Origin of the sequence: Actinoplanes sp. NPDC051859, assembly GCF_044452725.1 — a bacterium.
GTDB lineage: Bacteria > Actinomycetota > Actinomycetes > Mycobacteriales > Micromonosporaceae > Actinoplanes.
This window is the reverse complement of record NZ_JBITBX010000003.1, coordinates 219,692-242,300: the sequence shown is the minus strand read 5'-3', so window position 1 is coordinate 242,300 and position 22,609 is coordinate 219,692. Positions and strand designations below refer to the sequence as shown.

Genomic DNA, 22,609 nt, shown 5'->3' with positions numbered 1-22,609 from the left:
TCCGCCTGACTCACTGATTCGCTTACCAGCCCGCTCATGCGCCGACCACGTCCCGCCAGAAGTGGCAGCGTGAGGTCCGGCCCGGCGCGACCGCGTACGGCGGCGGCGGCGGGTCCTGCCGGCACACGTCCTGGGCGTAGGCGCAACGCGCGGCGAACGCACACCCGCTCGGGATGGCGGTCAGCGCGGGCGGCAGGCCCTTGATCACGTTGAGCTGCTGGCCCTTCATGTCGAGCCGGGGGATCGACTCGAGCAGGGCCTTCGCGTACGGGTGCGCCGGCCGGGCGTAGATGTCGTAGACCGGCGCCTCTTCGACGACCCGGCCGGCGTACATCACGGAGATGCGGTCGGCGACGTCCGCCACCACGCCCATGTCGTGCGTGATGAGGATGAGGCCCATGTTGCGCTGCTGCTGCAACTCGGCGAGCAGGCCCATGACCTGGGCCTGCACGGTCACGTCGAGCGCGGTGGTCGGCTCGTCGGCGATCAGCACCTCGGGGTCCAGCGCCAGCGCCATCGCGATCATCACGCGCTGGCGCATACCGCCGGAGAACTGGTGCGGGAAGTCGCTGATCCGGGTCTTGGCGGCCGGGATCTTGACCTGGTCGAGCAGCTCGATCGAGCGCTTCTTGGCGTCGGCCCGCGACATCCCCCGGTGCACCCGGAACAGCTCGCTGAGCTGGTATCCGACGGTGTAGACCGGGTTCAGGGCGGACAGTGCGTCCTGGAAGATCATCGCGATCTGGTTGGCGCGCACCTTGCGGCGCTGCTTCTCCGGCAGCTTCAGCAGGTCGAGGCCGCGGTACTTGACCTCGCCCTTGGTGATGAAGCCGGGCGGCGTGTCCAGGATGCCCATGATCGCCTGCGCGGTCACGGACTTGCCGCAGCCGGACTCGCCGAGGATGGCGAGCGTTTCGCCGGGCGCCAGCCGGAAATTGGCACCGTTGACGGCGCGCGCGACGCCGTACTGGGTGCGGAACTCCACGTGCAGGTCGTTCACTTCCAGCAGCGGCGCGCGCGGGTCCAGACCTGGCAGGACGTCGATCTGTGCCTTGATGTCTGTCATGTCTGCGTCACCGCAACTTCGGGTCGAAGGCGTCGCGGATGGCGTCGCCGAGCATGATGAAGGCCAGGACCGTGGCCGCGAGGAAGAGGGACGGCCAGACCAGCGGCATGGCCTCGACCCGCGCCTGCGGACTCGCCTCGGAGATGGCGATGCCCCACGAAATGGCGTTGTTCTTCAGGCCGATACCGAGGAACGACAGGGTCGCCTCGCTGGCGATGTTGGCACCCAGCAGCAGGGTCAGCACCACGATGAACGACGCGGTCGAGTTCGGCAGGATGTGCCGCATCATCAGCCGGGCCGGGCCGGAGCCGAGCATCCGGGCCGCCGCCACGTAGTCCTGGTTCTTGGACGCGATGACCGAGGACCGCATGATGCGGGCCGCCGTGGTCCAGCCGAGCACACCCAGGGTCAGGGTCACGGCGAGGACACCGTTGCTCTCCGGGTCGGCGGACAGGCGCTTCGCCATCACGATCGCGGCGAGCAGGAACGGGATGCCGAGCACCACGTCGATGAAACGCGACAGGACGGCGTCCACCCAACCGCCGAAGTAACCGGCGCTGAGCCCGAACATCAGGCCGATGATGCCGGAGATGACGGTGGCGAAGAGGCTCACCAGCAGCGAGTTCCGCGCACCGTAGATGGTCTTCGCGTAAACGTCACAGCCCTGGTAGTCGTAGCCGAAGAAGGCGTTACCGCTCGCTCCGTCGAACTGTCGGGACAGGAAACACTCCCGCGGGTCACCGGCGCCGAACAGCCCGGGCACCAGAGCCATCAGCGTGATGATGACGACCAGGATCGAGGCGACCCAGAAAATCTTGCTCTTGCGGAGGTCGAGCCAGGCGTCGGCGGCGAGGCTGCGGGGCTTGCTCTTCTTGCTGCTCGCGTGCTTGGGCTGGGTCGGTGCTTCGCCGCTGGGCCCGGCGGACGCGACTACTGCTTCCATGTCACTCATAACGGATCCTTGGGTCGAGGGCGGCGTACAGCAGGTCGACCAGCAGGTTCACGACCAGGAAGACGATGACGAGGATGCTGACGAACCCGACCACGAGCGGACCGTCCTCGGTCCGGATGCCGCGGAAGAGGTTGAAGCCGACCCCCGGGATGTTGAACACGCCTTCGGTCACGATCGCGCCGGACATGAGGCCGCCGATGTCGACGCCGATGAGCGTCACGACCGGAATGAGTGAGTTACGCAGGACGTGCACGCCAATCACCCGTGGGCGGGACAGACCTTTCGCGCGGGCTGTGCGAACGTAGTCGGAGCGGAGGTTCTCCGCCACTGACGCCCGGGTGACCCGGAGTTCGCTCGCCAGCACCGAGCTGCCCAGAACCAGGGCCGGCAGCAGCAGGGCATAGAAGGTCGCGTCCGCGCCGGCTGTCGGCGGGAACCACTTGAGCTGAATGCCGAAGAAGAGCTGGGTCAGCGGGGCGAGCACGATGATCGGCAGCGACAGGATGATCAGCGTGAGGATCAGCGTGACGTTGTCGAACAGTCCGCCGCGGCGGATGCCGGAGATGACGCCGGCCAGGATCGCGACCGTGGCGACGATGACGATCGACATCAGCGCGAGCTTGATGGTGACCGGCCAGGCCGTCTCCATCATGTCGCCGATCTGGCGGCCGGTCAGCGAGGTGCCGAAGTCACCGGTGAGCAGGCCCTTCATGTAGTACCAGTACTGCATGAGGAAGGGCTCGTCGAGGTGGTAACGCTCGGTGAGCACCTGCCTGACGTTCTCGGAGATGGGCTTTTCGCCCGCCAACGCCTGGAGGGGGTTGTCCTGGTTGGCGAACATCAGCGCGTACACGATGAAGGTGGCCCCGAAGAACGTCAGGACCATCTGCAGTAGGCGCCGCACGATGTAGCGGAACATACGGATTTAGCCTCTTCCGCGGAAGATGCACCGCCTGGCAACGACGACAGACGGGCTGATAGGAGGGGGGATACACAACGGTGGCGCCACGGTTTCACATAAACCGTGACGCCACCAGTGCACGAACGGCTTAGATCACTTCTTGACTTCGATCTTGTAGAGGTCGACCTTCGTGAAGATGTCCACCTCCACGTTGGTGACCTTCTCCGAGTGACCGAACGAGTTCTGACCGAAGCGGAGCGGGATGACCGGCATCTCCTTGGCGAGGATGTCCTCGGCCGCGCGCCACTTGGCGATCGCGTCGTCGGTCGTCTTGGCCGCCGAGCCCTCCTTCAGGAGGTTGTCGAACGCGGTGTTGCTGAACCCGTAGTAGTTGGAGGAACCGGTCGTGCTGTACAGCGGACCGAGGTAGTTCTCCATCAGCGGGTAGTCCATGACCCAGCCGAGACGGATCAGGCCGACCGGCTGCTTCTTCTCGACCTTGGTCAGCAGGTCGGCGAACTTGGGCTCGCCGGTGCCGACGCACTCGATCTGCAGCGAGGCCTTGACCTGGTTGCACATCGCGTCGACCCAGGTCTTGTGACCACCGTCAGCGTTGTAGGTGATCTGGATCTTCTTGGGGCCGTTGTTGGCGTCCCAGAGCTTCTTGGCCTCGGTCGGGTTGAACTCGCAGTTCGCGCCGCAGGTGTTCTCGCGGAAGCCGGCGACGGCCGGGGACACGAAGCTGGTGGCGGGCTGCTGCGAACCGAGGAAGATCTGGTCGGTCATCTCCTTGCGGTCGATCGCCATGGAAAGCGCCTTGCGGATCTCGACCTTCGCGAACTCCGGCTGGAAGGTCGGGAAGCCCACGAACTGGAAGGACGAGCTCTTGCTGCGCTTGAACCGCTCACCCAGGTCGGTCGGCGCGGACGCCAGGCTCTCGATCGGGATCTGGGTCTGCACGTCGTCATTACCCGCGACCAGGTCGGCGTACTCGGCCTTCTGGTCCTGGTAGATCTTGAACTCGACGCCGTCGACCTTCGGCACGGTGCCCTTGAAGCCCTGGACCTTCTCGACCACGATCTTCGAGTCGTGCGCCCAGGTGCCCTTCATCTTGAAGGGGCCGTTACCGACGATCGCGTCCTCGAAGCCCTGGGCGAGAACGCCGGGGGCGGACCAGGCCGACTTCGGCAGCGGGTGGAAGGCGGTGTAGCCCATGACGGACTTCCAGCCGGCGAACGGCGTGGACAGCGTCACGGTGAAGGTCGAGTCGTCGACCTTCTTCAGACCGGTGAGGGTCTTGGCCTTCGGCTCGGGAGCCTTCTGCGGGCCTTCGCCGTCCGGGTCCTTCGACTGCAGGTCCGCGTAGCCGTCGATGCGCTCGTAGAAGTACGAGGCTTCCTGGGCGTTCGGAGCGTACGCGCCGTAGTTCCAGGCCTCGATGTAGTTGTCGGCGACAACCGGCTCACCGTTGTGGAACGTGAAGCCGGGCTTGAGCTTCACCGTCCAGACCTTGTTGTCGTCCGAGGTGATCGACTCGGCGGCCACCTCGATCGGCTGGTTCTGCGCGTCGAAGTCGACGAGCGGGTAGAAAAGGGCGGCGAGAACCTGGGCGCCACTGGTCTCCGTCGTGTTCGACGGGATCAGGTGCTTGGGCTCAGCGATACCAATGACGATGCTGTTGGAGGCCGAGTCAGCTTCATCCGACCCACCTCCACAGGCTGCGACCGACAAGGCGAGGGCGGCGGCACCAACGGTGCCGACAGCCATCTTCCACGGGCGATTCCCAAACATGGGAGTTGCCTCCTTCAAGGGCTCTCACGAGGGGTTGTGTGAGTAGGGTGACACCTTTACACAGCGGCACTAGTCCTCGACGGCGCCGTTATCAACCCGATATTCGCCCGTTGTCCCTCAGCGGCCTTCCAGAGCTCGTACTTTCGGTCAGAAACAAGCCTCTGACCAGGAGTTATGGTCGAAGGTAATGGTTTGGCAACGGACCGTAAGTACAATGTCCGGGTTTCACCCCCCGCGTGCAGAATCATCCCCCGCGGACGGCTGACCGTTACTAGACGAGTCGCCGATCCGCTGCCCACCGTGATAGTTCGTAACGGTTGGACATCTGCAGTTTCCGCAACACGTTCGACACGTGCGTCTCCACTGTCTTGATGGAGATGAAAAGCTCCTTCGCGATCTCCTTGTACGCGTACCCGCGCGCCAACAACCGCAGCACCTCCCGCTCACGGTTAGTGAGCTGGTCGAGTTCCGGATCGGCCACCGGCACGTCCGGCCGCGCGGCGAAGGCGTCCAACACGAAGCCGGCCAACCGCGGGCTGAACACAGCGTCACCATCGGCCACCCGGCGTACGGCGGCCGCCAGCTCGTCCGGCGAGATCGTCTTCGTCACGTAACCACGCGCGCCGGCCCGAATCAGCCCGATCACGTCCTCCGCGGCATCCGACACCGACAGCGCGAGGAACTTGACCTGCGGGTGCGTCCGCCGCATCGCGTCCAGCACGGCCCGCCCCCCGCCGTCAGGCATGTGGACGTCCAGCAGCACCACGTCCGGCTGGGTCGCGGCAATCCGGGCGACCGCCTCGGCCACGGAGCTGGCCTCCCCCACCACGTCGACATGCGCACCCAGCTCGGCGCGTACGCCGGCGCGGAACATGGCATGGTCATCCACGAGGAAGACGGTCAGCCGGCGGTCCTGGTCGGCAATAGGCTCGGTCATCGTGCATTCTCCTTTCCGGCGGCGACGCTGTCGCGTGAGGCGGGCAACGTCAGGCGGACCTCCGTGCCGTCACCAGGTTCGCTGCGGATCACGGCCTTGCCACCATGCCGCTGCATCCGTCCGATGATCGAACCGCGTACGCCATGCCGGGTATCTTCCACGGCGTTCACGTCGAAGCCAGCGCCACGGTCGCGAACGAAGACACTCAACTCGGTGTCCTCGACTTCCGCGTACAGCGAGACGGTAGCCACACCCGCGTGCCGGGCCGCGTTGACCAGGGCCTCGCGGGCAGCGGCGACCAGGGCGGCCACCCTTTCGTCACATTGCGTGTCGCCCACCACGACAGCCTCCACCGAGATCGCGTACGTGTCCTCGACCTCGGCGGCGGCCTGTTCGAGCGCCGCGGAGAACCGCTCAGTCGGTGAAGCGGCCGGTTTGTAGAGCCAGTTGCGCAACGAGCGCTCCTGGCCCCGGGCGAGCCGCTGCACCTGTTTGATGTCGGTGGAATTGCGCTGGATCAGCGCGAGGGTATGCAGCACCTGATCGTGAATCATGGCCGCCACCTCGGCACGTTCCTGCTCGCGGATCCGGCCCTCCCGCTCCGAGCGGAGCTGGCTGAACGTCCGCCAGAGTAGGGGCGCCACCACCACACCCACCCCGAGCAGGCCGACCAGGGCGAAGATGACGCCGTTGAAGACAGTGGCGAGATTGCCCTTGGGCAGGACGACCGCGAGCACCCCGATGACGCCGACCGCGACCAGCACCCCGCCGCCGATGAAGCGGAAGACGAACGAGCGGCGGTCACTCTCCGCTACCACGGCAGCGAGCCAGGGGGTGTGCGACGCGCTTTCCGCCCATTGCGTACGGCGGGTCGGATCGGACTGGTGCCAGATGATGCCGGCGCCGACCGCGATGACCGCGACCAGCCAACCGACCGCGCCGGCCACGCCCGTGTCGTCGGAGACTGTCGCCTGCAGCAGCACCACGCCCAGCCCGATGGCACCGAACGGCAACAGCAGCACCAGCTCGCGGCGGGGGGGCACTCCGGTCGGTGCCTGCAAGGGCAGCATCGCCCAGAAGACCGCGTACAGCAGCAGGCCCAGGCCGTTGAAGCCGAGCAGGGCGACGAGGACGACCCGGACCGCGGTGACGGGGACCCCGAGGTGGCGCGCGATACCCGTCGCGACACCGGCGATGACACGGTGGTCGCGTGGCCGGTACAGCCGGCGCGTCGGTTCGGTGGTGGCGGTGATCGCGGGACCCCTCCCGGTCGCGGACGGACGGTGACCGTTCGATCGTCACACGTCGGCGACCTCGGAGCCACGGGGAACATCCCCCATGCCGGGGACCCCGGGATCTCAGGGTGGGGTCAGGGTCGCCGCCTGAGGCGAGCCGGGTACGCCGGACGCCAGTATCAAAGGCATGACCGACGAAGCCGCCCAGTCCCGCGAAGCTGCCGGGGCGTCGCAGAACGCTCCGGGGGCATCGGAGTCTCACCCGCCGCCCCCGGGCATGGCGCCGCCGCCTTGGTTCGGCGCGCCGGACGGTCCCGGCTTCGCGCGGGAGAAGTTGATCCGCCCGGCCCGGGGCCGCTACCTGGCCGGTGTGTGCGGCGCTATCGCGCGCGCCACCAATACGGACCCGGTGCTCTGGCGGGTGCTGCTGGCCGTCCTCGGCTTCTTCGGCGGCGTCGGTCTGCTGGTTTACCTGCTCGGCTGGCTGCTGATTCCCACCGAGGGTTACACCGCCGCGCCCTTGGAGTCGCTGCTCGGCCGCGGCCGTTCGGGAATGACCCCCGTCTCGGTGGTCCTGCTCGGCGGCACCGCGGTGCTGGTGTTCGCCTTCATCGTGCAGGACGGTTTCCGCGCCACGCTGCTGGCAACCGCGGTGCTGGTCTGCGGAGCACTCGTGCTCAAGAAGCGCGCCCCGTTTCCGCAGCCCGCCCAGCCCGCGCCGGCTGGGGACCCCACCGCTGTCTTCGCCACGGCGGGAAGCACAGCAGGAAGCACGACCGGAAGCCCGGCTGGCGGCGCGACCAGCACCGCGGGGACCACGACGAACGCGGCAGACCCCACGACGGAGTTCGCGACAGCCGGTCCCGCGGCCGGTCCGCCGCCCGCACCCACACCGACCGGCGAGCCGGTGACCGCTCCCCTGCCGCCCATGGGACCGCCCGCGGAAACCGGCCCGGCAACGCCTGCCGAACCGCACCAGTGGCCGGAGCCGCCGAAGTTCGGGCCACCGTCCGGGAGTTACCGGCCGCCGTTCGCGCCGCACGGGCCGTGGGGCCCCGGCGCGGGACAGCCTCCGAACGCCCCGTGGGGTGCCAGCGCGGGACAGCCCCCGCACGCCCCGTGGGGTGCCAGCGCGGGACAGCCCCCGCACGCCCCGTGGGCGCAGGGCGCGGAACAGCCGCCGCCTCCACCGCCCCGGCCGGCGAAGAAGCCACGGGAGCGCTCGAAGCTGGGCCGAATCACCTTCTTCGGCGTGGTGTTCGTGATGGGCGTGCTCACCGTGATCGACCTGGCCGCGGCCAGCGTGCCGGTGTCCGGCTACTTCGCGGCAGCCCTCGCCACGATCGCACTGGGCCTGCTCGTGGGCACCTGGTTCGGCCGGGCCCGCGGCCTGATCTTCCTGGCGATCCTGACCACCATCGGCCTGTTCATCTCGACCGGCGCCGAGCGCTTCGGTGGGGAGTTCATCACCAACTCGTACCGGCCGCAGACGCTGACCGCGGTGGCCGACCGGTACGACTTCGCAGTCGGCACCGCCACCCTGGACCTGCGCGCTCTCGACTTCACCGGCCAGGACCAGGCGATCCTGGTGACCATGAAGTTTGGTCAGGTCAAGGTGCTGCTCCCGGACAAGGTCGACGTGGCGACCGCCGTCTCGATGAACGACGGGCGGGCCCTGCTGTACGGCCAGGAGAAGACCGGGAACCTCGACGTGCAGGGCGTGACGGACCTCGGCGCGGACGGCAAAGGTGGCGGCAACGTGCGGCTGACCATCCAGATGGACACGGGCAACGTGGAGGTGACCCGGTGAAGCCGCACCGTACCGATGGCGTGTCGTTCAGTTTCGGTCTGATCTTTCTGCTGGTCGCGCTCTGGTGGGTGATCTCGCAGGTGCTCACCGTGAGCCTCCCCGCGCCGGGCTGGCTGGTGGCTGGCGCGCTGATCCTCTTCGGGACGCTGGGACTGCTCGGCGCTATCCGGTCCGGCCGGCGAGCCGAGGTGCCGGCGGCGCCGGCAGCCACACCGGCCCCGGTGGAAACGCCCGGCGATCTGCCGCCGGAGCTGCACGCCGACATCGTTCGAGAGCTGCTGAGCAACCCGGCCGACCGGGTCGATCTGGCCCCGGACGAGCAGTCCGATCCGAGGGGCGTGCAGCGGGCGGACTAGCTGGTCGGCGCGGGTCGCGGGTCACACCAACGGGTGCGACCCGCGACCCGCGCCATATGCTCGTGCCATGACGCCGTTTCCCTCCGTGTCCGCCGCCCCCGTGACCGGCGTGGGCCAGCGCGCCGCCCGCAGCCTCACCGCCGAGTTCGCCCGCCAAAACGCGGCGACCACCGCTCTGGTGCTCGGCGCCGACCACGCGTCGGCTGTGGTGGCCGCGGCGCTCGAGGCGCTGCTGCCGGGCGACACGCTCATTCTGGTCGCGGGCGAGCGCAGCACCGCCGGACTGCTCCGCGACCACATCACCGGCCTGGGCAGCTGGATTGCCGACCGGGTCCGGATCGTCGAGTCGCTCGACGAGGCCGAACCCGCCGAGGTGGTCATCATCGCCGAGCCCCTGACGGGCACCGCCGACGAGACCCGCGCGGTCCTCGACGGCCTGAGCAAACACCTCACCGACGGCGCGGTCGTCTCGGTAGCGACTCCGGCAGCCCCGGGTCGTACGAGCGGGGCGGCCGCCGAGCTGTTCCGGCAGAGCGCCCTCTTCGGGGTGGGTTCCGACCTCGTGCTCCGCAATCAGCCGCCGCTGCGCATCCACAAGCTGCGGTTCACTCCGGCCGACACGGCCAAGGCGGCCACGCTGGCGCCGGCGTACCGGCCGTCGAGCGTGCCGGTGACCCGCACGATGCACCTGGACTCCAACGGCGTGGCGGCAGCGGGCATCGCGCTCGGCCTGGCGGCGCTGGCCCGACGCTCCCGGCCGAAGTCCAAGTTGTGGCTGCTGCCCGCCCTCGCCGCCGCGCCCGTGGCGGCCTTCTTCCGCGACCCGGAGCGCGACGTTCCGGGTGACCCGGCGGCCATCGTGGCGGCCAGCGACGGCAAGGTGCTGTCGGTGGAGCGGACGACCGACGAGCGGCTCGGCGAGGGGGAGTTCCTGCGCATTGCCGTCTTTCTGTCGGTGCTGGACGTGCACGTGAACCGGGTGCCCGTCGCGGGCCGAGTGACCGACTACTTCGTGATCGACGGCGGCTACGCGAACGCCATGACGGCGGCGGCGGAGCACAACGTGGCGGCGTACACGGTGCTGGACACCGACCACGGCACGGTCGCGGTGGCGCAGCGGACCGGCCTCATCGCTCGCCGCATCGTCCAGCGCACTCCGGTGGGCACGCTGGTGGCCCGGGGCGAACGGATGGGTCTCATCCGGTTCGGCTCCCGCACCGATGTCTACCTGCCCGTCGACAAGGCGGAGCCGCTGGTCGCGGTCGGCGACAAGGTCCGCGGTGGCACCTCGGTGATCGCCCGCTGGCTCTGATCGGCAGGCCTTCAGGCACGAAAAAGCCCACCCGGTGCCGGGTGGGCTTTTTCGTGCGTTCGAACGGTCAGGCCCGGCGCGCCTTCATCCACATGACCGGACCACTGATCAGGTACGCCGCGACGACCATCACGAAGGTTAGCCGGGCGTCGACCAGCGCACCCACGATCGGGAGCAGCCAGAGCCACGGCGGGAGCTTCACGATCCGGGCGAGCTTCGCGTAGGGGAAGCTGGACACCATGGCGAAGGCCAGCAGGGCTACGCCGCCGAGCACCACGCCACCCGGCAGGGGCAGGCCGATGAGCACGGTCAGGGCAAGCACCGCGGCAGCCATGGTGGTCGGCACACCGGAGAAGAACTTGCCGTCCTTGGGTGAGACGTTGAAGCGGGCCAGCCGGATGGCGGCGCAGCCCGCGACCAGCACGCTGGCCACCCCGGCCGCGACCGTCGGCACCGAGTGCACCAGCGAGGCGTAGACGACGACCGGCGCGGCAAGGCCAAACGAGCACATGTCGGCCAGCGAGTCCATCTGCGCGCCGAACGGGCTGGAAACGTCCAGTCGGCGGGCCAGGGCTCCGTCGAGGCCGTCGAAAGCCACGCAGGCGACCAGGCAGGCCGCGGCGTAGCGGGTCTCGCCCTGCATGGCGAGGAAGATCGCGAGCAGGCCGAGGCCGAGGCTGGCCAGGGTGCAGGCGTTGACCAGGCCGAAGCTGATCCGGCGACGCATGGTGTGCTCCCCGGGCAGCAGGGAGGTGGAGTCGGCCTCGAGCGTGGCCGGCTGGGCCATAGCTACCGGGCCGTGGCTGCCCGAGGTGAGGGTACGGCCACGTCCGGAAAGCGGCACGAGCTCCGTGCCGGTGTAGATGACTTCCGCCCGGGTCGCGGTGGCGGCCCGGCCCGCGTCAGCGGACCTGTTCCCCACGCGCACCAACAGGGCCTGCCGGGCGATCGTGCCGCCACGGCGAAGCCGGCCTGCCCAACGACGCCCGGCGGGACGGGGACTATCCGTCGTACGTCGGCGCCACGGGGTTCTCGGCACGTGCTCCTCCATCTGCTTTCGATTTCCCGCCGGCTGGGGCCGTTGCGGGGTGCTGCCCAACGCCCGTCGTATCTACGGACCGTGATTGAGGCGGGTTACACAATCGCACAGCCGCGCCCTCTTGGCGAGGGACGAATCGACCGTCGTGTGCAACGTCGTGCTCTGGAGTTTTCATTCCTCCGTACGGCCGAGGAGGCACGCACACTGCTCGGCTCTGTGACGAGTCTAACCGAGGCCCGCCAAGCCGATCACTGATGAGCCCTTTCGTCCGCGAGCCGCCGGAGCGCGGATCCAGCAACTTCGGTCAACTCCAGATCACTCGCCGTGACCTGATCGAACCAGGCCGCCGCCGACGTGGATCCGCCCGCTTCCTCCATCACCACTGGTTCTGTCGGCCGGTCGACCGAAACACTGAACAGGACACGAACGACATGCCAGTCCACCGGTACGCCTTCCGGACCTATCGCCGCGGGGTCATGGTGGTGCGAGGTCCCGAGCAGCCGGGTCACCCGTCCGTGTTGCCCGGTTTCTTCCACCAGCTCCCGGGCGAGGGCGACCTCCGGCAGCTCGCCGTGATCAGTTCCGCCGCCGGGCAGATGCCAGAGTCCGGCCCCGGGATAGCCGGCCGCGATCCGGGTCAGCAGGATGCGGCCGTCCGGGTCGGTGACGATTCCGTACGCCCCGAACCGCTGGTTGGTGCGCTCCTGCTGCTCGAGCTCCTCAGGCGGCACCTCGGAGGGCAGCACGGGCAGCCCCAACACGCCCGCGGTGAACGGCATCAGCGGGAGCTGGTCCGGAACCACCCAGGCGACCCGGTCAGTCGTGCCGGACGCCTCGTCGCAAAGCTCCCCGTCCAGGATCTGGACGTCGTAGATGATCCGATCGGTGTGTTCCCACGTATCCGTGTCTGGAAGCCGGAAAACGTCGGAGGTCACCGAGTGAAGTTTCAGGATGCGTACCCGCAGGCCGGTCTCCTCGGCGAATTCCCGCACGACGGTGTCGTCGGGATCTTCGCCCTGCTCGACCCCGCCCCCGGGCAGGGTCCAGAGTCCGGGAAAGGCGGAGAGCCGGGAGTTGTGCGCCATCAACACCTGGCCGCTGGCATCGCGGCAGAGCCCGTACGCGCCTATCCGTCTGACCTTCACCCGCCCAGGCTAGCGGGGCGGCGTCCGGGGCCAGCCGGGGTCCGGCCCGCCCCACGTCCGCACCGCCGGCCACGCGGACCCCGCAGGCCACACGCGTGAGCAATCACGCGCCGCAGCCCTCAGCAGCCCGGTCCAGCAATCACGCGCCGCAGGCCACAGGCGTGAGCAATCACGCGCCGCAGCCCTCAGCAGCCCGGTCCAGCAATCACGCGCCGCAGGCCACAGGCGTGAGCAATCACGCGCCGCAGGCCTCAGCAACCCGGTCCGCGGCGCGTGATCAGCGCAGCCCGGCTGCGCGCAGAGCCTCGACGGTGACTTCGGTGAGCTCGTCCTCGGGCAGCGCGGCGACTTCGGCGAGGGCCAGCCAGCACGCTTCCGAGGTGGAGCCACCGACGTCGCCGACCGCCACGTCGGTGGGCGCGTCGACGAAGACCCGATAGAAGGCCCGGACGCCGTGCCAGTCGATCGGGTAGCCCTCGGGGCCGAGCGAAGCGGCATCACGGTGGCTGGCTACGCCGAGCAGCTCGACGAGTCGCCCCTGCTGGCCGGTCTCCTCGACGAGCTCACGGATCAGGGCGGCGCCGGGCTGTTCGCCGTAGTCGGTGCCACCGCCGGGCAGATGCCAGCAGCCCTCGCCGGGGTAGCCCGGGGCGACCCGGGTCAGCAGGAGGCGGTCGTGCGGATCGGTGGCGATCGCGTACGCCGCGAAGCGCTGCGCCCGGTGCAGTCCGTCCGGGCCGGGATAGGCATAGAACGACGGGTAGTCGGGGGCTTCTTCGGGCCGCAGGTCGGCGCTGGCGGCGGGCAGTCCGAGCGCGGCCGCGGTGAACGGGCGCAGCCGCAGCTCCTGGGCTTCGTCGACGGTGTGCCAGCGGGCCATGTCGGTGGGCTGGCCGACCCGGTCGATCAGGTTGCCGCCGCGCACCGACACCTCGTACACCAGGCGGTCGGTGTGAATGGTGACGCCGCGGTGCGGCAGCGAGCGCATGTCGGCGAGGACGTCGCGCAGGCCGGTGACCGTGACGGAGAGGCCGGTCTCTGCGGCGGTTTCTCGGACGACGGTGTGGTTTGGGTCCTCTCCGTGGTCGACGGCACCGCCGGGTAGGGACCAGACGCCGGGCGTGCCGGAGCGGGCCGAGGCACGGACGAGAAGGACGCGGCCGTGGGGATCGGTCGCGACGGCGTATGCCGCAATCCTGCGGAGCGGCTCCAGTGCGGGGGTCACGGCGGCATCTTGCCCGGTTTATGTTAACTCTGGGGAACTACTGTCGGGTTCCTGACAGGGCGATAGCGCTCAGTAATCGCAGTTCAGGGCGGTTCTCCGCACGAAGCGCAGTCGGGCAGTAACAGGTTGCTATCGGTGCGAAACACACCGGTCGACCCGCACCCCCAGGCCGGAATCAGGGTCGGACTCGGGGCGTTCACCGAGGCCGTCGAGCGCTCGGCAGCCGACTCTGGAGTCATGACTGAACCGACTGTCGCCCCGTACAAGCAACTCCGCCGCCCTTACGACGACCGCATCATCGCCGGCGTGTGCAGCGGTCTCGGCCGCTACCTGTCCGTCGATCCGGTCCTGATTCGGGTCGCCTTCGCGGCCGCCGCGGTGCTGACGTGGGGAACCGCAATCTTGGCGTACCCGATCGCCTGGTTCCTGATGCCCGAGGAGCCCGCCCCGGCCGCTCCGGCCTGGCGCGACCCCGCCGACCCCACCTGGGGACACCCCATGGCCCACTCGACCACCACCGGCCCGGTGCCGCCGACGAGCGCCGGACCGGCCACGCCGACGAGCACTGACCCGGCCGCGTGATCGCTCGGACCGGCGGCGCCCACGACCGGGCGCAGGCGCAGCGCCAGGATGGGGATGGAACGGCTCAGGCCGCAGCCGGGTCCGGCTGCGGCCTGAGCTGACCGGCTAGAAACCGCGGGTCACTCCCACTCGATCGTGCCCGGGGGCTTGCTGGTGACGTCGAGGACGACGCGGTTCACCTCGACGACCTCGTTGGTGATCCGGGTGGAGATCTTGGCCAGCAGGTCGTAGGGCAAGCGGGACCAGTCCGCCGTCATCGCGTCCTCGCTGGAGACCGGCCGTAAGACAACCGGGTGCCCGTAGGTCCGGCCGTCGCCCTGGACGCCGACACTGCGGACGTCCGCCAGGAGGACCACCGGGAACTGCCACACGTCGCGGTCCAAGCCGGCCGCCGTCAGCTCCTCGCGAGCAATCAGGTCGGCTGCGCGCAGAATGTCGAGCCGCTGCCGGTCGACCGCGCCGATGATGCGGATGGCGAGGCCGGGGCCGGGGAACGGGTGGCGCTGCACGATCTCCTCGGGCAGGCCCAGCTCGGCGCCGAGCGCGCGAACTTCGTCCTTGAAGAGCGTGCGCAGCGGCTCGATCAGAGCGAACTGCAGATCGTCCGGGAGCCCACCGACGTTGTGGTGCGACTTGATGTTGGCCGTGCCGGTGCCGCCGCCAGACTCCACGACGTCCGGGTAGAGCGTGCCCTGGACCAGGAACTCGATGTGGCGTTCGGCGTCGAGGTCGCGGGCGGCCTGTTCGAACGTACGGATGAACTCACGCCCGATGATCTTGCGCTTCTGCTCGGGGTCGGTGACACCGTCGAGGTGACCGAGGAAGACGTCCGACGCGTCGACGACCTTGAGGCGGATGCCGGTGGCCGCGACGTAGTCCTTCTCGACCTGCTCGGCCTCGCCCGCACGCAGCAGGCCGTGGTCGACGAACACGCAGGTGAGCTGGTCACCGATCGCCTTGTGCACGAGCGCCGCCGCCACCGCCGAGTCGACGCCACCGGACAGACCGCAAATGACCTGCTTGTCGCCGACCTGGGTGCGGATCGCCGCGACCTGGTCGGAGATGATGTTGCTCGGCGTCCAGGTGGGCTCGATGCCCGCGATGTCGTAGAGGAACCGCTGCAGCATCTCCTGGCCCTGCTGCGTGTGCGCCACCTCGGGGTGGAACTGCACACCGGCGCGCCGGGTGTCCAGGTTCTCGAAGGCGGCGACGGGTGCACCCGCCGAGGAGGCGGTCACCGCGAAACCGGCCGGAGCCTCGGTCACCGAGTCGCCGTGCGACATCCAGACCGGCAGGTCGGCGGGCAGCTCCCGGAGCAGGGTGCCGGCCTCGGCGCTCGGGGCGAGCACGGTACGCCCGTACTCGCGTGAGCCGGTGTGCGCGACCGTGCCACCGAGGGCCTGCGCCATGGCCTGGAAGCCGTAGCAGATGCCGAAGACGGGGACGTCGTGGCTGAACAGTGCCGGGTCCAGCACCGGAGCGCCGGGTTCGTACACACTGGACGGTCCACCGGACAGGATGATCGCCGCCGGGTTCTTCGCCAGCATCTCGGCGACCGGCATCGAGTGCGGCACGATCTCCGAGTAGACCCGCGCCTCGCGGACCCGGCGGGCGATCAGCTGGGCGTACTGGGCGCCGAAGTCAACAACGAGAACCGGACGCGGGATGCTCACGCCGTCGCCTCGCTTCGCTCATCGACGCCGCGAGGCACGAGTGCACTGAGTTGGCCGGTTCGCTCGCGTTGCTCGCTCATGACCCGCGAGTTTACCGGCGGCTGGAACCCGTCCCTGGCGGCGGGGCCTGTGCTGGGACCGGGCTCACCGGGTCCAGGTACGGGCAGCTGTGTGGGCGGCGTTTCCGGCGCGGTCGTAGGCGCGTACCCGGACGTGGAGGATCTTGCCGAACTTCGCGGTCGGGATCGAGAACGTGTGACGCGTCCCGGCGAAGCGCTGGACCACCCGGCCGTTGATCAGCAGTTCGAGGCCCCGGATGCCGCTGCTGTCGCTGGCTGCCGCGGTCAGCTTGCGGGTGCCGCCGATGCCCCGGGTGCCGCTCGCCGGGCCGGACGTGATCCGCACGGCGGGAGCGGCGTTGTCGACGCGGACCCGGCGGGTCGCGGTCGTCACGTTGCCGCCCCGGTCGTACGCCCGCAGCCCGAGCGTCACGGTCCCGCCCCGCAGCGCCGTACGCCACGGCAGCGAGTACGGCGCGGCCCGGTCGACGTTCACCACGACGCCGTTGACGAGCAGTTCCACCTTGGCGATGCCGACGTTGTCGGTGGCGGTGGCGGCCACCCGTACGGTGCCGCGCACCAGCGCCCCACCGCCCGGGGTGACGAACGAGGTGGCCGGGGCGACGGTGTCGGCACCGGCCGGTAGGGCGGCGAGGGCGGCGGCCGCGTCGATCCGGCCGGAGTTCCTGGCGACCCAGGAGCCGGAGGTCGTCCGGGCGGACGAGATCAACGCCGATCGGATGCCGGCCGGGCTGGGTGCAGGACTGGTGGAGGCCATCAGTGCCGCGACACCGGCGACGAACGGGGTAGCCGACGAGGTGCCGCAGAAGTCGCTGACGATACCGTTCATGCCCTGGGCCGGGTTGCAGCCCGGCGCGGCGATGTCGACCCAGCTGCTGCCGTAGTTGGACCAGGCGTACCGGGCGTCGCCGGCGGTGGAGCCGGCAACCGCGATGGCGGCGGGCGTCGCGGCCGGGAAGTGTGGGCGGGAGCTGCCCGAGTTGCCGGCGGCGGCGACGACCACAGCGCCCTTACCGCTGGCGTACGCAACGGCGTCGCGCAGCAGTTGGCTGTCCTCGCTGCCGCCGAGCGACAGGTTGATGACGTCGGCGCCCTTCTCGGCGGCCCACCGGATGCCGCGCGCGATGTCGCTGTAGCTGCCGGAGCCTTCCGAGTTCAGCACCTTCACCGGGAGGATCTTGCAGTACCAGCAGATGCCCGCGATCCCGGTGGCGTTGTTGCCGCCGGCGGCGATCACCCCGGCGGCCATCGTGCCGTGGCCGTCGTCGTCGGTGGCGTTCGAGTCGTTGTTGACGAAGTCGTAGCCGCGCAGCAGGCGGCCGGCGAAGTCCGGGAGCGCCTTGACGCCGGTGTCGACGACCGCGACGACGACTCCACCGCGACCCCGGGTCGTCTCCCAGGCGGCGTCGACGCCGGTCCGGTCGATGCCCCACTGGTAGCCGAAGTAGGGGTCGCGCGGCGTGACCGCCTGCGTGGTGGCGATGTGGTCCTGCTCCACGTACGCGACTGCCGGGTCGGCCCGCAGCGCGGCTGCTGCCTCGGCGGCTTGATCCGCGGGTACGTCCACCGCGATGGCACCGCCCAGCGGCTCGCTGTCGACGACGTCGACATGCTCTGCGAGATTGTCGACGACCGCTGCGCTCTCGGCAGTCTCGGCAAATGACGCGGCATCGGCGAGTGATGCGGACTCGGCCACCGGCGCCTGGTCCGACCGCAGGCCCACGACGAGCGAGACCGGAGCGGCGGCGGACACCTCGGCCGGGGCGGCGGCAGCCGCGGACATTCCGGTCATAGCGATGCCGCCAGCCAGCAGGCCGGTCGCCACGAAACGCAGGATCATGCCCCCACAGTCGGCGCGGCCGGTCGGCGGGACGTGTCGCGCCGGGTGCAATCAGGTAGCGAGCAGCCCCCGGCGATAGTTCGGCGGGGGCTGCACGGTTGCTGCGGTCAGCGCTTGTACGTACGCGCCTTGTCGGTCTTGGTGTTGCCGGCGAGGTCGACAGCACGGACCTGGATCTTCATCCCCGAGCGGTACTTCTTGGCTTTGAAGCTGAACTTGAACGGCGCGGCGGTGTCCGTCTGCTTCACCTTGCCGTTGATCAGCAGCTCGACCCGGCGCAGGCCGGCCGCGTCCGAGGCGGTCGCGGTCAGCTTGACCGTGCCCTTGACCTTGGCCTTGTGCTTCGGTCCCTTGCTGATCTTCACCGCAGGCGCCTTGTTGTCCGCGATGATCGTGCGGCGGAAGTCGCGCCGGTTGCCGGCCTTGTCGTAGACCCGAACCTCCAGCACCACTGTGCCGTTGCGACCGGCCGTGTTGTACGGCAGGTCGTACGGCGCCGAACGGTCCTGGGACTGGTAGCGGCCATCGACGTACAGGTCGACGTTGCGGACACCGGACCAGGAGTCACCGACGCCGGTGGCCGTGACCGTGGTCTTGCCGCGGACGCGCTGGTTGTGGCCGGGCCGGGCGATGCCGGAGATTGTCGGCGAGGTGGCATCGGTGCCGATGGTCAGCGCCTTCTCGGCGTTGAGCATTCCGCGCGTAACCCAGCCGTTGCCGCCGATCGGCGTGGCGGATTCGAGGAGCGCCCGCTCCAACGACCAGCCCGTGTAATCGGGGTGGATCGACTTCACCAGGCCGGCCGCGCCGGCCACGATCGGCGCCGCGAACGAGGTGCCCTGCTCACCGGCGTTGTAGTTGCCGTCGGGGTTCATGCCGACCACGTCGCCGGGTGCCGCCAGGTCGACCCAGGTGTCGCCGGGCCGGTTGAAGCTGGAGAAGTCGGCGCGCTCGGTCGTGTTGCGCGCCGTCGCGCCCACCGACACGACACCGGGGTACGCCGCCGGGTACTGCTTGACGGTCTGCCACGCGGGGTCCCGGCCCTCGTTGCCAGCCGCGGCCACGACCAGCACGCCCCTCAGGTTGGCGTAGGCGACCGCGTCGGCGAGCACCTTGCTGCTTTCGGAGCCACCGAGGGACATGTTGATGATGTCGGCGCCGCTGTTGGTCGCGAACACGATGCCCTTGGCGATGTCGCTGTCGTTGCCGTTGCCCTGCCAGTCGAGCACCTTGACCGGCATGATGGTGCACCACCAGCAGGCGCCGGCCATGCCCTGGCCGTTGTTGCCCCGGGCGGCGATCAGCGAGGCGACGACCGTGCCGTGTCCGGCATCGTCGCTGGTGTCGTTGTTGTTGTCGACGTAGTTGTAGCCGCCGGAAACCGCGCCGGCCAGGTCGCCGGTCGGCGTGACCCCGGTGTCGAGCACGGCGATCGTCGTGCTCGCCAGGCCCGTGGTGGTGCCCCAGGCCTCGGGCAGCTTCACCTGGTCGACCTCGGACTGCATCCGGAGACCGTCGCTGCCGATCTGGGTGTACATCGGGTCGTTCGGGCTGAAACCGAACGCCTTGCGCTTGCGGTCAACCTCGACGTACGCGACGTTCGGGTCGTTGCGCAGTGTCTCGATGATCCGATCCCGGCGCGCCGCGGAAACTTCGAGCGTCTGTGCGTTCAACGCGGCCGCCATGGCCTTCTGGGCTGCGCCGGAGTCGAGAGACTTGGCACCCAGCCCAGAGGCCTTTTGCAGCGGCATGAATCCGTCGGCGCCGGCCTTCATGCCGACGACCAGGCGCACCGGCGGCTGGGGGGCTTCCTCGGCGGTGGCCCAGGTGGTGACGCCAGCACCGGCGGCAACCACCGCGGCGGACAGCACGCCGATGACGACGCGTCGCATAACCAACTTCATGGAAAACGTGCCTCCCCGTTATCGATCACCGTTGCCGGTGAACGCGCGGGTCATCGTAAGGGTGGGTGGCCGGGCGTCTAGATGCCGTTCCACCAGTCGAGATATCGAGGCATTCAGCTGCGTAAAAAGCTAGCAAACCGTCCCATGATGTGGACTTGCCAGATCAAGGCTTCGGCTGCTGCACCTTGGCGTAGAGCCAGTCCTGGAAGAAGGTCTGCAAATCCTGGCCGGACGCCTTCTCAGCGGCAGCGATGAAGTCCTGCGTGCTCGCGTTGCCGTTGCTGTACTGAGATGGCCACGACTTCAGCAGGGCGAAAAACGCCGCGTCGCCAATCTTCTTCCGCAGAGCGTGCACGACCATCGCGCCGCGAACGTAGACGGCGTCGCCGAAGATGCGGTCCGGACCCGGGTCGCCGGTCGGAATCCCCCAGTTGAAACCGCTGTAGGACCGGTCGAACGACTGGTCGACGGTCCGCTCACCCTTGTGCTCCTGCCAGAGCCATTCCGCGTACGTGGCGAAGCCCTCGTTCAGCCAGATGTCCTTCCAGCTGGCAACCGCCACACTGTCGCCGTACCACTGGTGGGCCAGCTCGTGCGCGACGACGATCTCGTCCGGGCCCTTGCTGAAGAAAACGTTGCCGTAGACCGGGCGGGACTGGTTTTCCAGCGCGTACTCGATCCGGTCATCGTCGATGATCACGCCGCCGAACGAGTCGAACGGGTACGGCCCGAACTTGGTGACCAGAAAGTCGGCGATCTCCCCCGTCTTCGCCAGCGACCGCTCCCCCGGCGAGTTCGCGGGCAGGAACTCCGGGATCGCAATGATCATCGGCTTGCCGGCGTGCGTCGTGGTCTGCACGCGGTACTGGCCGATCACCACCGTGGCGAGGTAGCTGGCCATCGGCTTCGACTCGGTCCAGGTCCAGGTGGTCCAGCCGGCGGCAGAGCTCTGCGTACCCGGCACACCGTTGCTGATCGCCTCGACACCGTCCGGGACGGTCATCGCCAGCTTCAGCGTCGCCTTGTCACTCGGGTGGTCGTTGACCGGGAACCAGGTGCTCGCCGCCTCGGGCTGGCCGAGCGCGAACCCGCCGTCCGCGGTACGCATCCAGCCGCCGTCGCCCAGCGCCTCGTTGGTCAGCGCCTTCGGCACGCCGCCGTACTCGATGATCGTGGTGAACGCGCGGCTCTTCACGATGCCCGCCGCCGGCGTCACGATCAGCTCGTTCTTGTCCGCCTTCACCGTCGCCGGCTGCCCGTCGATGACGGCCTTGGTGGCGGTCAGATGGGCCAGATCGAAGTTCAGGCTCGACAGATCCTGCGTCGCGGTCGCCGAAATGGTCGCCGTGCCGTCCAGCCGCCCCGTCTTCGGGTCGTACTTCAGCTTCAGGTCGTATCCAGCGACGTCATACCCGCCGTTGCCGTACGACGGGAAGTACGGGTCACCCGCTCCCGGCGCGCCGGGTGCGAAGCTCGGCGCGGGAGCAGATTTCGCCCCCGCGTTCGGCTTGTCGTCGGTCGTACACCCGGCGGCCAGCGCCAGAGCGGCGACGGTGACCGCCGCGATTCCCACTCGCATCTTGCTCCCCCGGTTGATCAAGTCCTATCCCGACCATACGTGGGGGACCTGCGGTCAGCGGTCGAGGACCAGGCTGACCTTCTGGAATTCCTTGACATCGCGGTAGCCGCACTTCGCCATGGCCCGCTTCAGGCCGCCGAACAGGTTGAGCTGCCCGTCGGGCCGGTCGGCCGGGCCGTACAGCAGCTCTTCCAGCGAGCCGTCCGGCTCGCCGGCGATGCAGAAGCCGCCGCGCGGCAGCTTCGGGTGGCTCGCCGCGGAGTGCCACCAGGCGCCCCCGGCCGGCGCGCCCTCGGCCAGCGACAGCGGCTCGCCCAGCATCACCGCGTCGGCGCCACAGCCGATCGCCTTCGCGATGTCACCCGAGGTCTGGATGCCACCGTCGGCGATCAGGTGCACGTAGCGGCCACCCGTCTCGTCCAGGTAGTCGCGCCGGGCGGCGGCCGCGTCCGCGATCGCCGTCGCCATCGGGACCCGGATGCCCAGGACGGTGTCCGTGGTGGCCCACTCGTCGGCGCCGACGCCGACGATGACGCCGGCTGCGCCCGTACGCATCAGATGCAATGCGGTCTTGTAGTCCGTGCAGCCGCCCACGATGACCGGCAGGTCAAGGTCGGCGATGAACTCCTTGAGGTTCAGCGGCTCGTCCGTCGTGGACACGTGCTCGGCGCTGACCAGGGTGCCCTGGATGACGAGCAGGTCGACCCCGGCGTCGAGGATCACCGGCGCGAGGGCCAGGGTGTGCTGCGGCGACACCCGCACGGCGACGGTGACACCGCCGTCGCGCATCTCCCGCACCCGGTCGGCGATCAGCTCGGGCCGGATCGGCTCGGAGTAAACCTCCTGCAGCCGCTTGGTGGCTTCCGCCTCCTCGTCCAGCGAGGCCAGCTCTTCGAGGATCTTGGTGGGATCCTCGTAGCGGGTCCACAGCCCCTCGGCGTTGAGCACGCCCAGGCCGCCGAGGCGGCCCAGGGCGATGGCCGACGCCGGGCTCATGGTGGCGTCCGACGGATGCGCGACGCACGGGATCCGGAACGGGTACGCGTCGACCTTCCAGTCCGTGGACACGTCGTCCACGTCCCGGGTCCGCCGGCTCGGGACGATCGCGATGTCGTCCAAGTGGTACCCGCGCTGAGCGGTCTTCCCGAGACCGATCTCCACGACGTCACGCATGTTCTGAAC

The 22,609-nt window shown here is 69.2% G+C and carries 18 protein-coding genes; 4 read left to right on the top strand and 14 right to left on the bottom strand.

The features are described from left to right. Positions 1-34 precede the first annotated feature (34 nt). From ACIA1L_RS09080 to ACIA1L_RS09055, 6 genes are all read right to left on the bottom strand, one after another. Entirely contained in the window at positions 35-1,066 is a 1,032-nt protein-coding gene (locus ACIA1L_RS09080; RefSeq protein WP_396072045.1) for an ABC transporter ATP-binding protein, read from the bottom strand. Positions 1,067-1,073: 7 nt separating this feature from the next. Further along, on the bottom strand, positions 1,074-2,018 hold the full coding sequence (locus ACIA1L_RS09075) for an ABC transporter permease (protein WP_396072044.1): 945 nt from the start codon (positions 2,016-2,018) through the stop codon (positions 1,074-1,076). Further along, positions 2,011-2,937: an ABC transporter permease gene (locus ACIA1L_RS09070; RefSeq protein WP_396072043.1), complete on the bottom strand. Its 927-nt coding sequence runs from the start codon at positions 2,935-2,937 to the stop codon at positions 2,011-2,013. Before ACIA1L_RS09070 ends, ACIA1L_RS09075 begins: the two co-directional genes overlap by 8 nt. Positions 2,938-3,072: 135 nt before the next feature. Then, complete coding sequence (locus ACIA1L_RS09065) at positions 3,073-4,710, bottom strand: ABC transporter substrate-binding protein (RefSeq protein ID WP_396072042.1); 1,638 nt, start codon at positions 4,708-4,710, stop codon at positions 3,073-3,075. A 271-nt stretch (positions 4,711-4,981) separates the two neighbouring features. Continuing rightward, positions 4,982-5,647, bottom strand: coding sequence for a response regulator (locus ACIA1L_RS09060; RefSeq protein ID WP_396072041.1), 666 nt, complete (start codon positions 5,645-5,647; stop codon positions 4,982-4,984). Then, on the bottom strand, positions 5,644-6,900 hold the full coding sequence (locus ACIA1L_RS09055; protein WP_396072454.1) for a PspC domain-containing protein: 1,257 nt from the start codon (positions 6,898-6,900) through the stop codon (positions 5,644-5,646). Before ACIA1L_RS09055 ends, ACIA1L_RS09060 begins: the two co-directional genes overlap by 4 nt. 169 nt (positions 6,901-7,069) lie before the next feature. Here ACIA1L_RS09055 and ACIA1L_RS09050 point away from each other — a divergent pair, with 169 nt between their 5' ends. From ACIA1L_RS09050 to ACIA1L_RS09040, 3 genes are all read left to right on the top strand, one after another. Continuing rightward, positions 7,070-8,692: a PspC domain-containing protein gene (locus ACIA1L_RS09050; RefSeq protein ID WP_396072040.1), complete on the top strand. Its 1,623-nt coding sequence runs from the start codon at positions 7,070-7,072 to the stop codon at positions 8,690-8,692. Continuing rightward, on the top strand, positions 8,689-9,048 hold the full coding sequence (locus ACIA1L_RS09045) for a hypothetical protein (RefSeq protein WP_396072039.1): 360 nt from the start codon (positions 8,689-8,691) through the stop codon (positions 9,046-9,048). Before ACIA1L_RS09050 ends, ACIA1L_RS09045 begins: the two co-directional genes overlap by 4 nt. Before the next feature lie 67 nt (positions 9,049-9,115). After that, entirely contained in the window at positions 9,116-10,360 is a 1,245-nt protein-coding gene (locus tag ACIA1L_RS09040; protein WP_396072038.1) for a phosphatidylserine decarboxylase, read from the top strand. 67 nt (positions 10,361-10,427) lie between these two features. Here the strand turns inward: ACIA1L_RS09040 and ACIA1L_RS09035 are convergent, their stop codons facing one another. From ACIA1L_RS09035 to ACIA1L_RS09025, 3 genes are all read right to left on the bottom strand, one after another. Then, a complete protein-coding gene (locus ACIA1L_RS09035; RefSeq protein WP_396072037.1) occupies positions 10,428-11,399 on the bottom strand; it encodes a CDP-alcohol phosphatidyltransferase family protein in 972 nt (323 codons plus the stop codon). A 248-nt stretch (positions 11,400-11,647) separates the two neighbouring features. Continuing rightward, positions 11,648-12,544, bottom strand: coding sequence for an NUDIX hydrolase (locus tag ACIA1L_RS09030; protein ID WP_396072036.1), 897 nt, complete (start codon positions 12,542-12,544; stop codon positions 11,648-11,650). Between the two features lie 277 nt (positions 12,545-12,821). Next, entirely contained in the window at positions 12,822-13,769 is a 948-nt protein-coding gene (locus ACIA1L_RS09025; RefSeq protein ID WP_396072035.1) for an NUDIX hydrolase, read from the bottom strand. 237 nt (positions 13,770-14,006) lie between these two features. Between ACIA1L_RS09025 and ACIA1L_RS09020 the strand changes: the two genes are divergently transcribed. After that, positions 14,007-14,351 carry a PspC domain-containing protein gene (locus tag ACIA1L_RS09020; RefSeq protein ID WP_396072034.1) on the top strand — a complete coding sequence of 115 codons (345 nt, stop codon included), beginning with the start codon at positions 14,007-14,009 and terminating at the stop codon, positions 14,349-14,351. A 119-nt stretch (positions 14,352-14,470) separates the two neighbouring features. Here the strand turns inward: ACIA1L_RS09020 and guaA are convergent, their stop codons facing one another. The 5 genes from guaA to ACIA1L_RS08995 form a co-directional block, all read right to left on the bottom strand. After that, positions 14,471-16,024 (bottom strand): glutamine-hydrolyzing GMP synthase, encoded by a 1,554-nt coding sequence (guaA, locus tag ACIA1L_RS09015; protein ID WP_396072033.1) that lies wholly within the window; start codon positions 16,022-16,024, stop codon positions 14,471-14,473. Between the two features lie 144 nt (positions 16,025-16,168). Then, positions 16,169-17,944 carry a S8 family serine peptidase gene (locus ACIA1L_RS09010; RefSeq protein ID WP_396072032.1) on the bottom strand — a complete coding sequence of 592 codons (1,776 nt, stop codon included), beginning with the start codon at positions 17,942-17,944 and terminating at the stop codon, positions 16,169-16,171. A gap of 107 nt (positions 17,945-18,051) precedes the next feature. Continuing rightward, a complete protein-coding gene (locus ACIA1L_RS09005) occupies positions 18,052-19,836 on the bottom strand; it encodes a S8 family serine peptidase (protein WP_396072031.1) in 1,785 nt (594 codons plus the stop codon). A 175-nt stretch (positions 19,837-20,011) separates the two neighbouring features. Then, on the bottom strand, positions 20,012-21,427 hold the full coding sequence (locus tag ACIA1L_RS09000; protein WP_396072029.1) for a M1 family metallopeptidase: 1,416 nt from the start codon (positions 21,425-21,427) through the stop codon (positions 20,012-20,014). A gap of 54 nt (positions 21,428-21,481) precedes the next feature. Beyond that, positions 21,482-22,600 (bottom strand): GuaB3 family IMP dehydrogenase-related protein, encoded by a 1,119-nt coding sequence (locus ACIA1L_RS08995; protein WP_396072028.1) that lies wholly within the window; start codon positions 22,598-22,600, stop codon positions 21,482-21,484. Between the last annotated feature and the right edge of the window lie 9 nt (positions 22,601-22,609).

Bases quoted from the DNA above. Each gene is read 5' to 3' on its own strand.
- ACIA1L_RS09050 (WP_396072040.1), top strand. From the start codon at position 7,070: ATGACCGACGAAGCCGCCCAGTCCCGCGAAGCTGCCGGGGCGTCGCAG.
- ACIA1L_RS09065 (WP_396072042.1), bottom strand. From the start codon at position 4,710: ATGTTTGGGAATCGCCCGTGGAAGATGGCTGTCGGCACCGTTGGTGCC.
- ACIA1L_RS09070 (WP_396072043.1), bottom strand. From the start codon at position 2,937: ATGTTCCGCTACATCGTGCGGCGCCTACTGCAGATGGTCCTGACGTTC.
- ACIA1L_RS09000 (WP_396072029.1), bottom strand. From the start codon at position 21,427: ATGCGAGTGGGAATCGCGGCGGTCACCGTCGCCGCTCTGGCGCTGGCC.
- ACIA1L_RS09075 (WP_396072044.1), bottom strand. From the start codon at position 2,018: ATGAGTGACATGGAAGCAGTAGTCGCGTCCGCCGGGCCCAGCGGCGAA.
- ACIA1L_RS09060 (WP_396072041.1), bottom strand. From the start codon at position 5,647: ATGACCGAGCCTATTGCCGACCAGGACCGCCGGCTGACCGTCTTCCTC.
- ACIA1L_RS09040 (WP_396072038.1), top strand. From the start codon at position 9,116: ATGACGCCGTTTCCCTCCGTGTCCGCCGCCCCCGTGACCGGCGTGGGC.
- ACIA1L_RS09005 (WP_396072031.1), bottom strand. From the start codon at position 19,836: ATGCGACGCGTCGTCATCGGCGTGCTGTCCGCCGCGGTGGTTGCCGCC.
- ACIA1L_RS08995 (WP_396072028.1), bottom strand. From the start codon at position 22,600: ATGCGTGACGTCGTGGAGATCGGTCTCGGGAAGACCGCTCAGCGCGGG.
- ACIA1L_RS09020 (WP_396072034.1), top strand. From the start codon at position 14,007: ATGACTGAACCGACTGTCGCCCCGTACAAGCAACTCCGCCGCCCTTAC.
- ACIA1L_RS09010 (WP_396072032.1), bottom strand. From the start codon at position 17,944: ATGATCCTGCGTTTCGTGGCGACCGGCCTGCTGGCTGGCGGCATCGCT.
- ACIA1L_RS09080 (WP_396072045.1), bottom strand. From the start codon at position 1,066: ATGACAGACATCAAGGCACAGATCGACGTCCTGCCAGGTCTGGACCCG.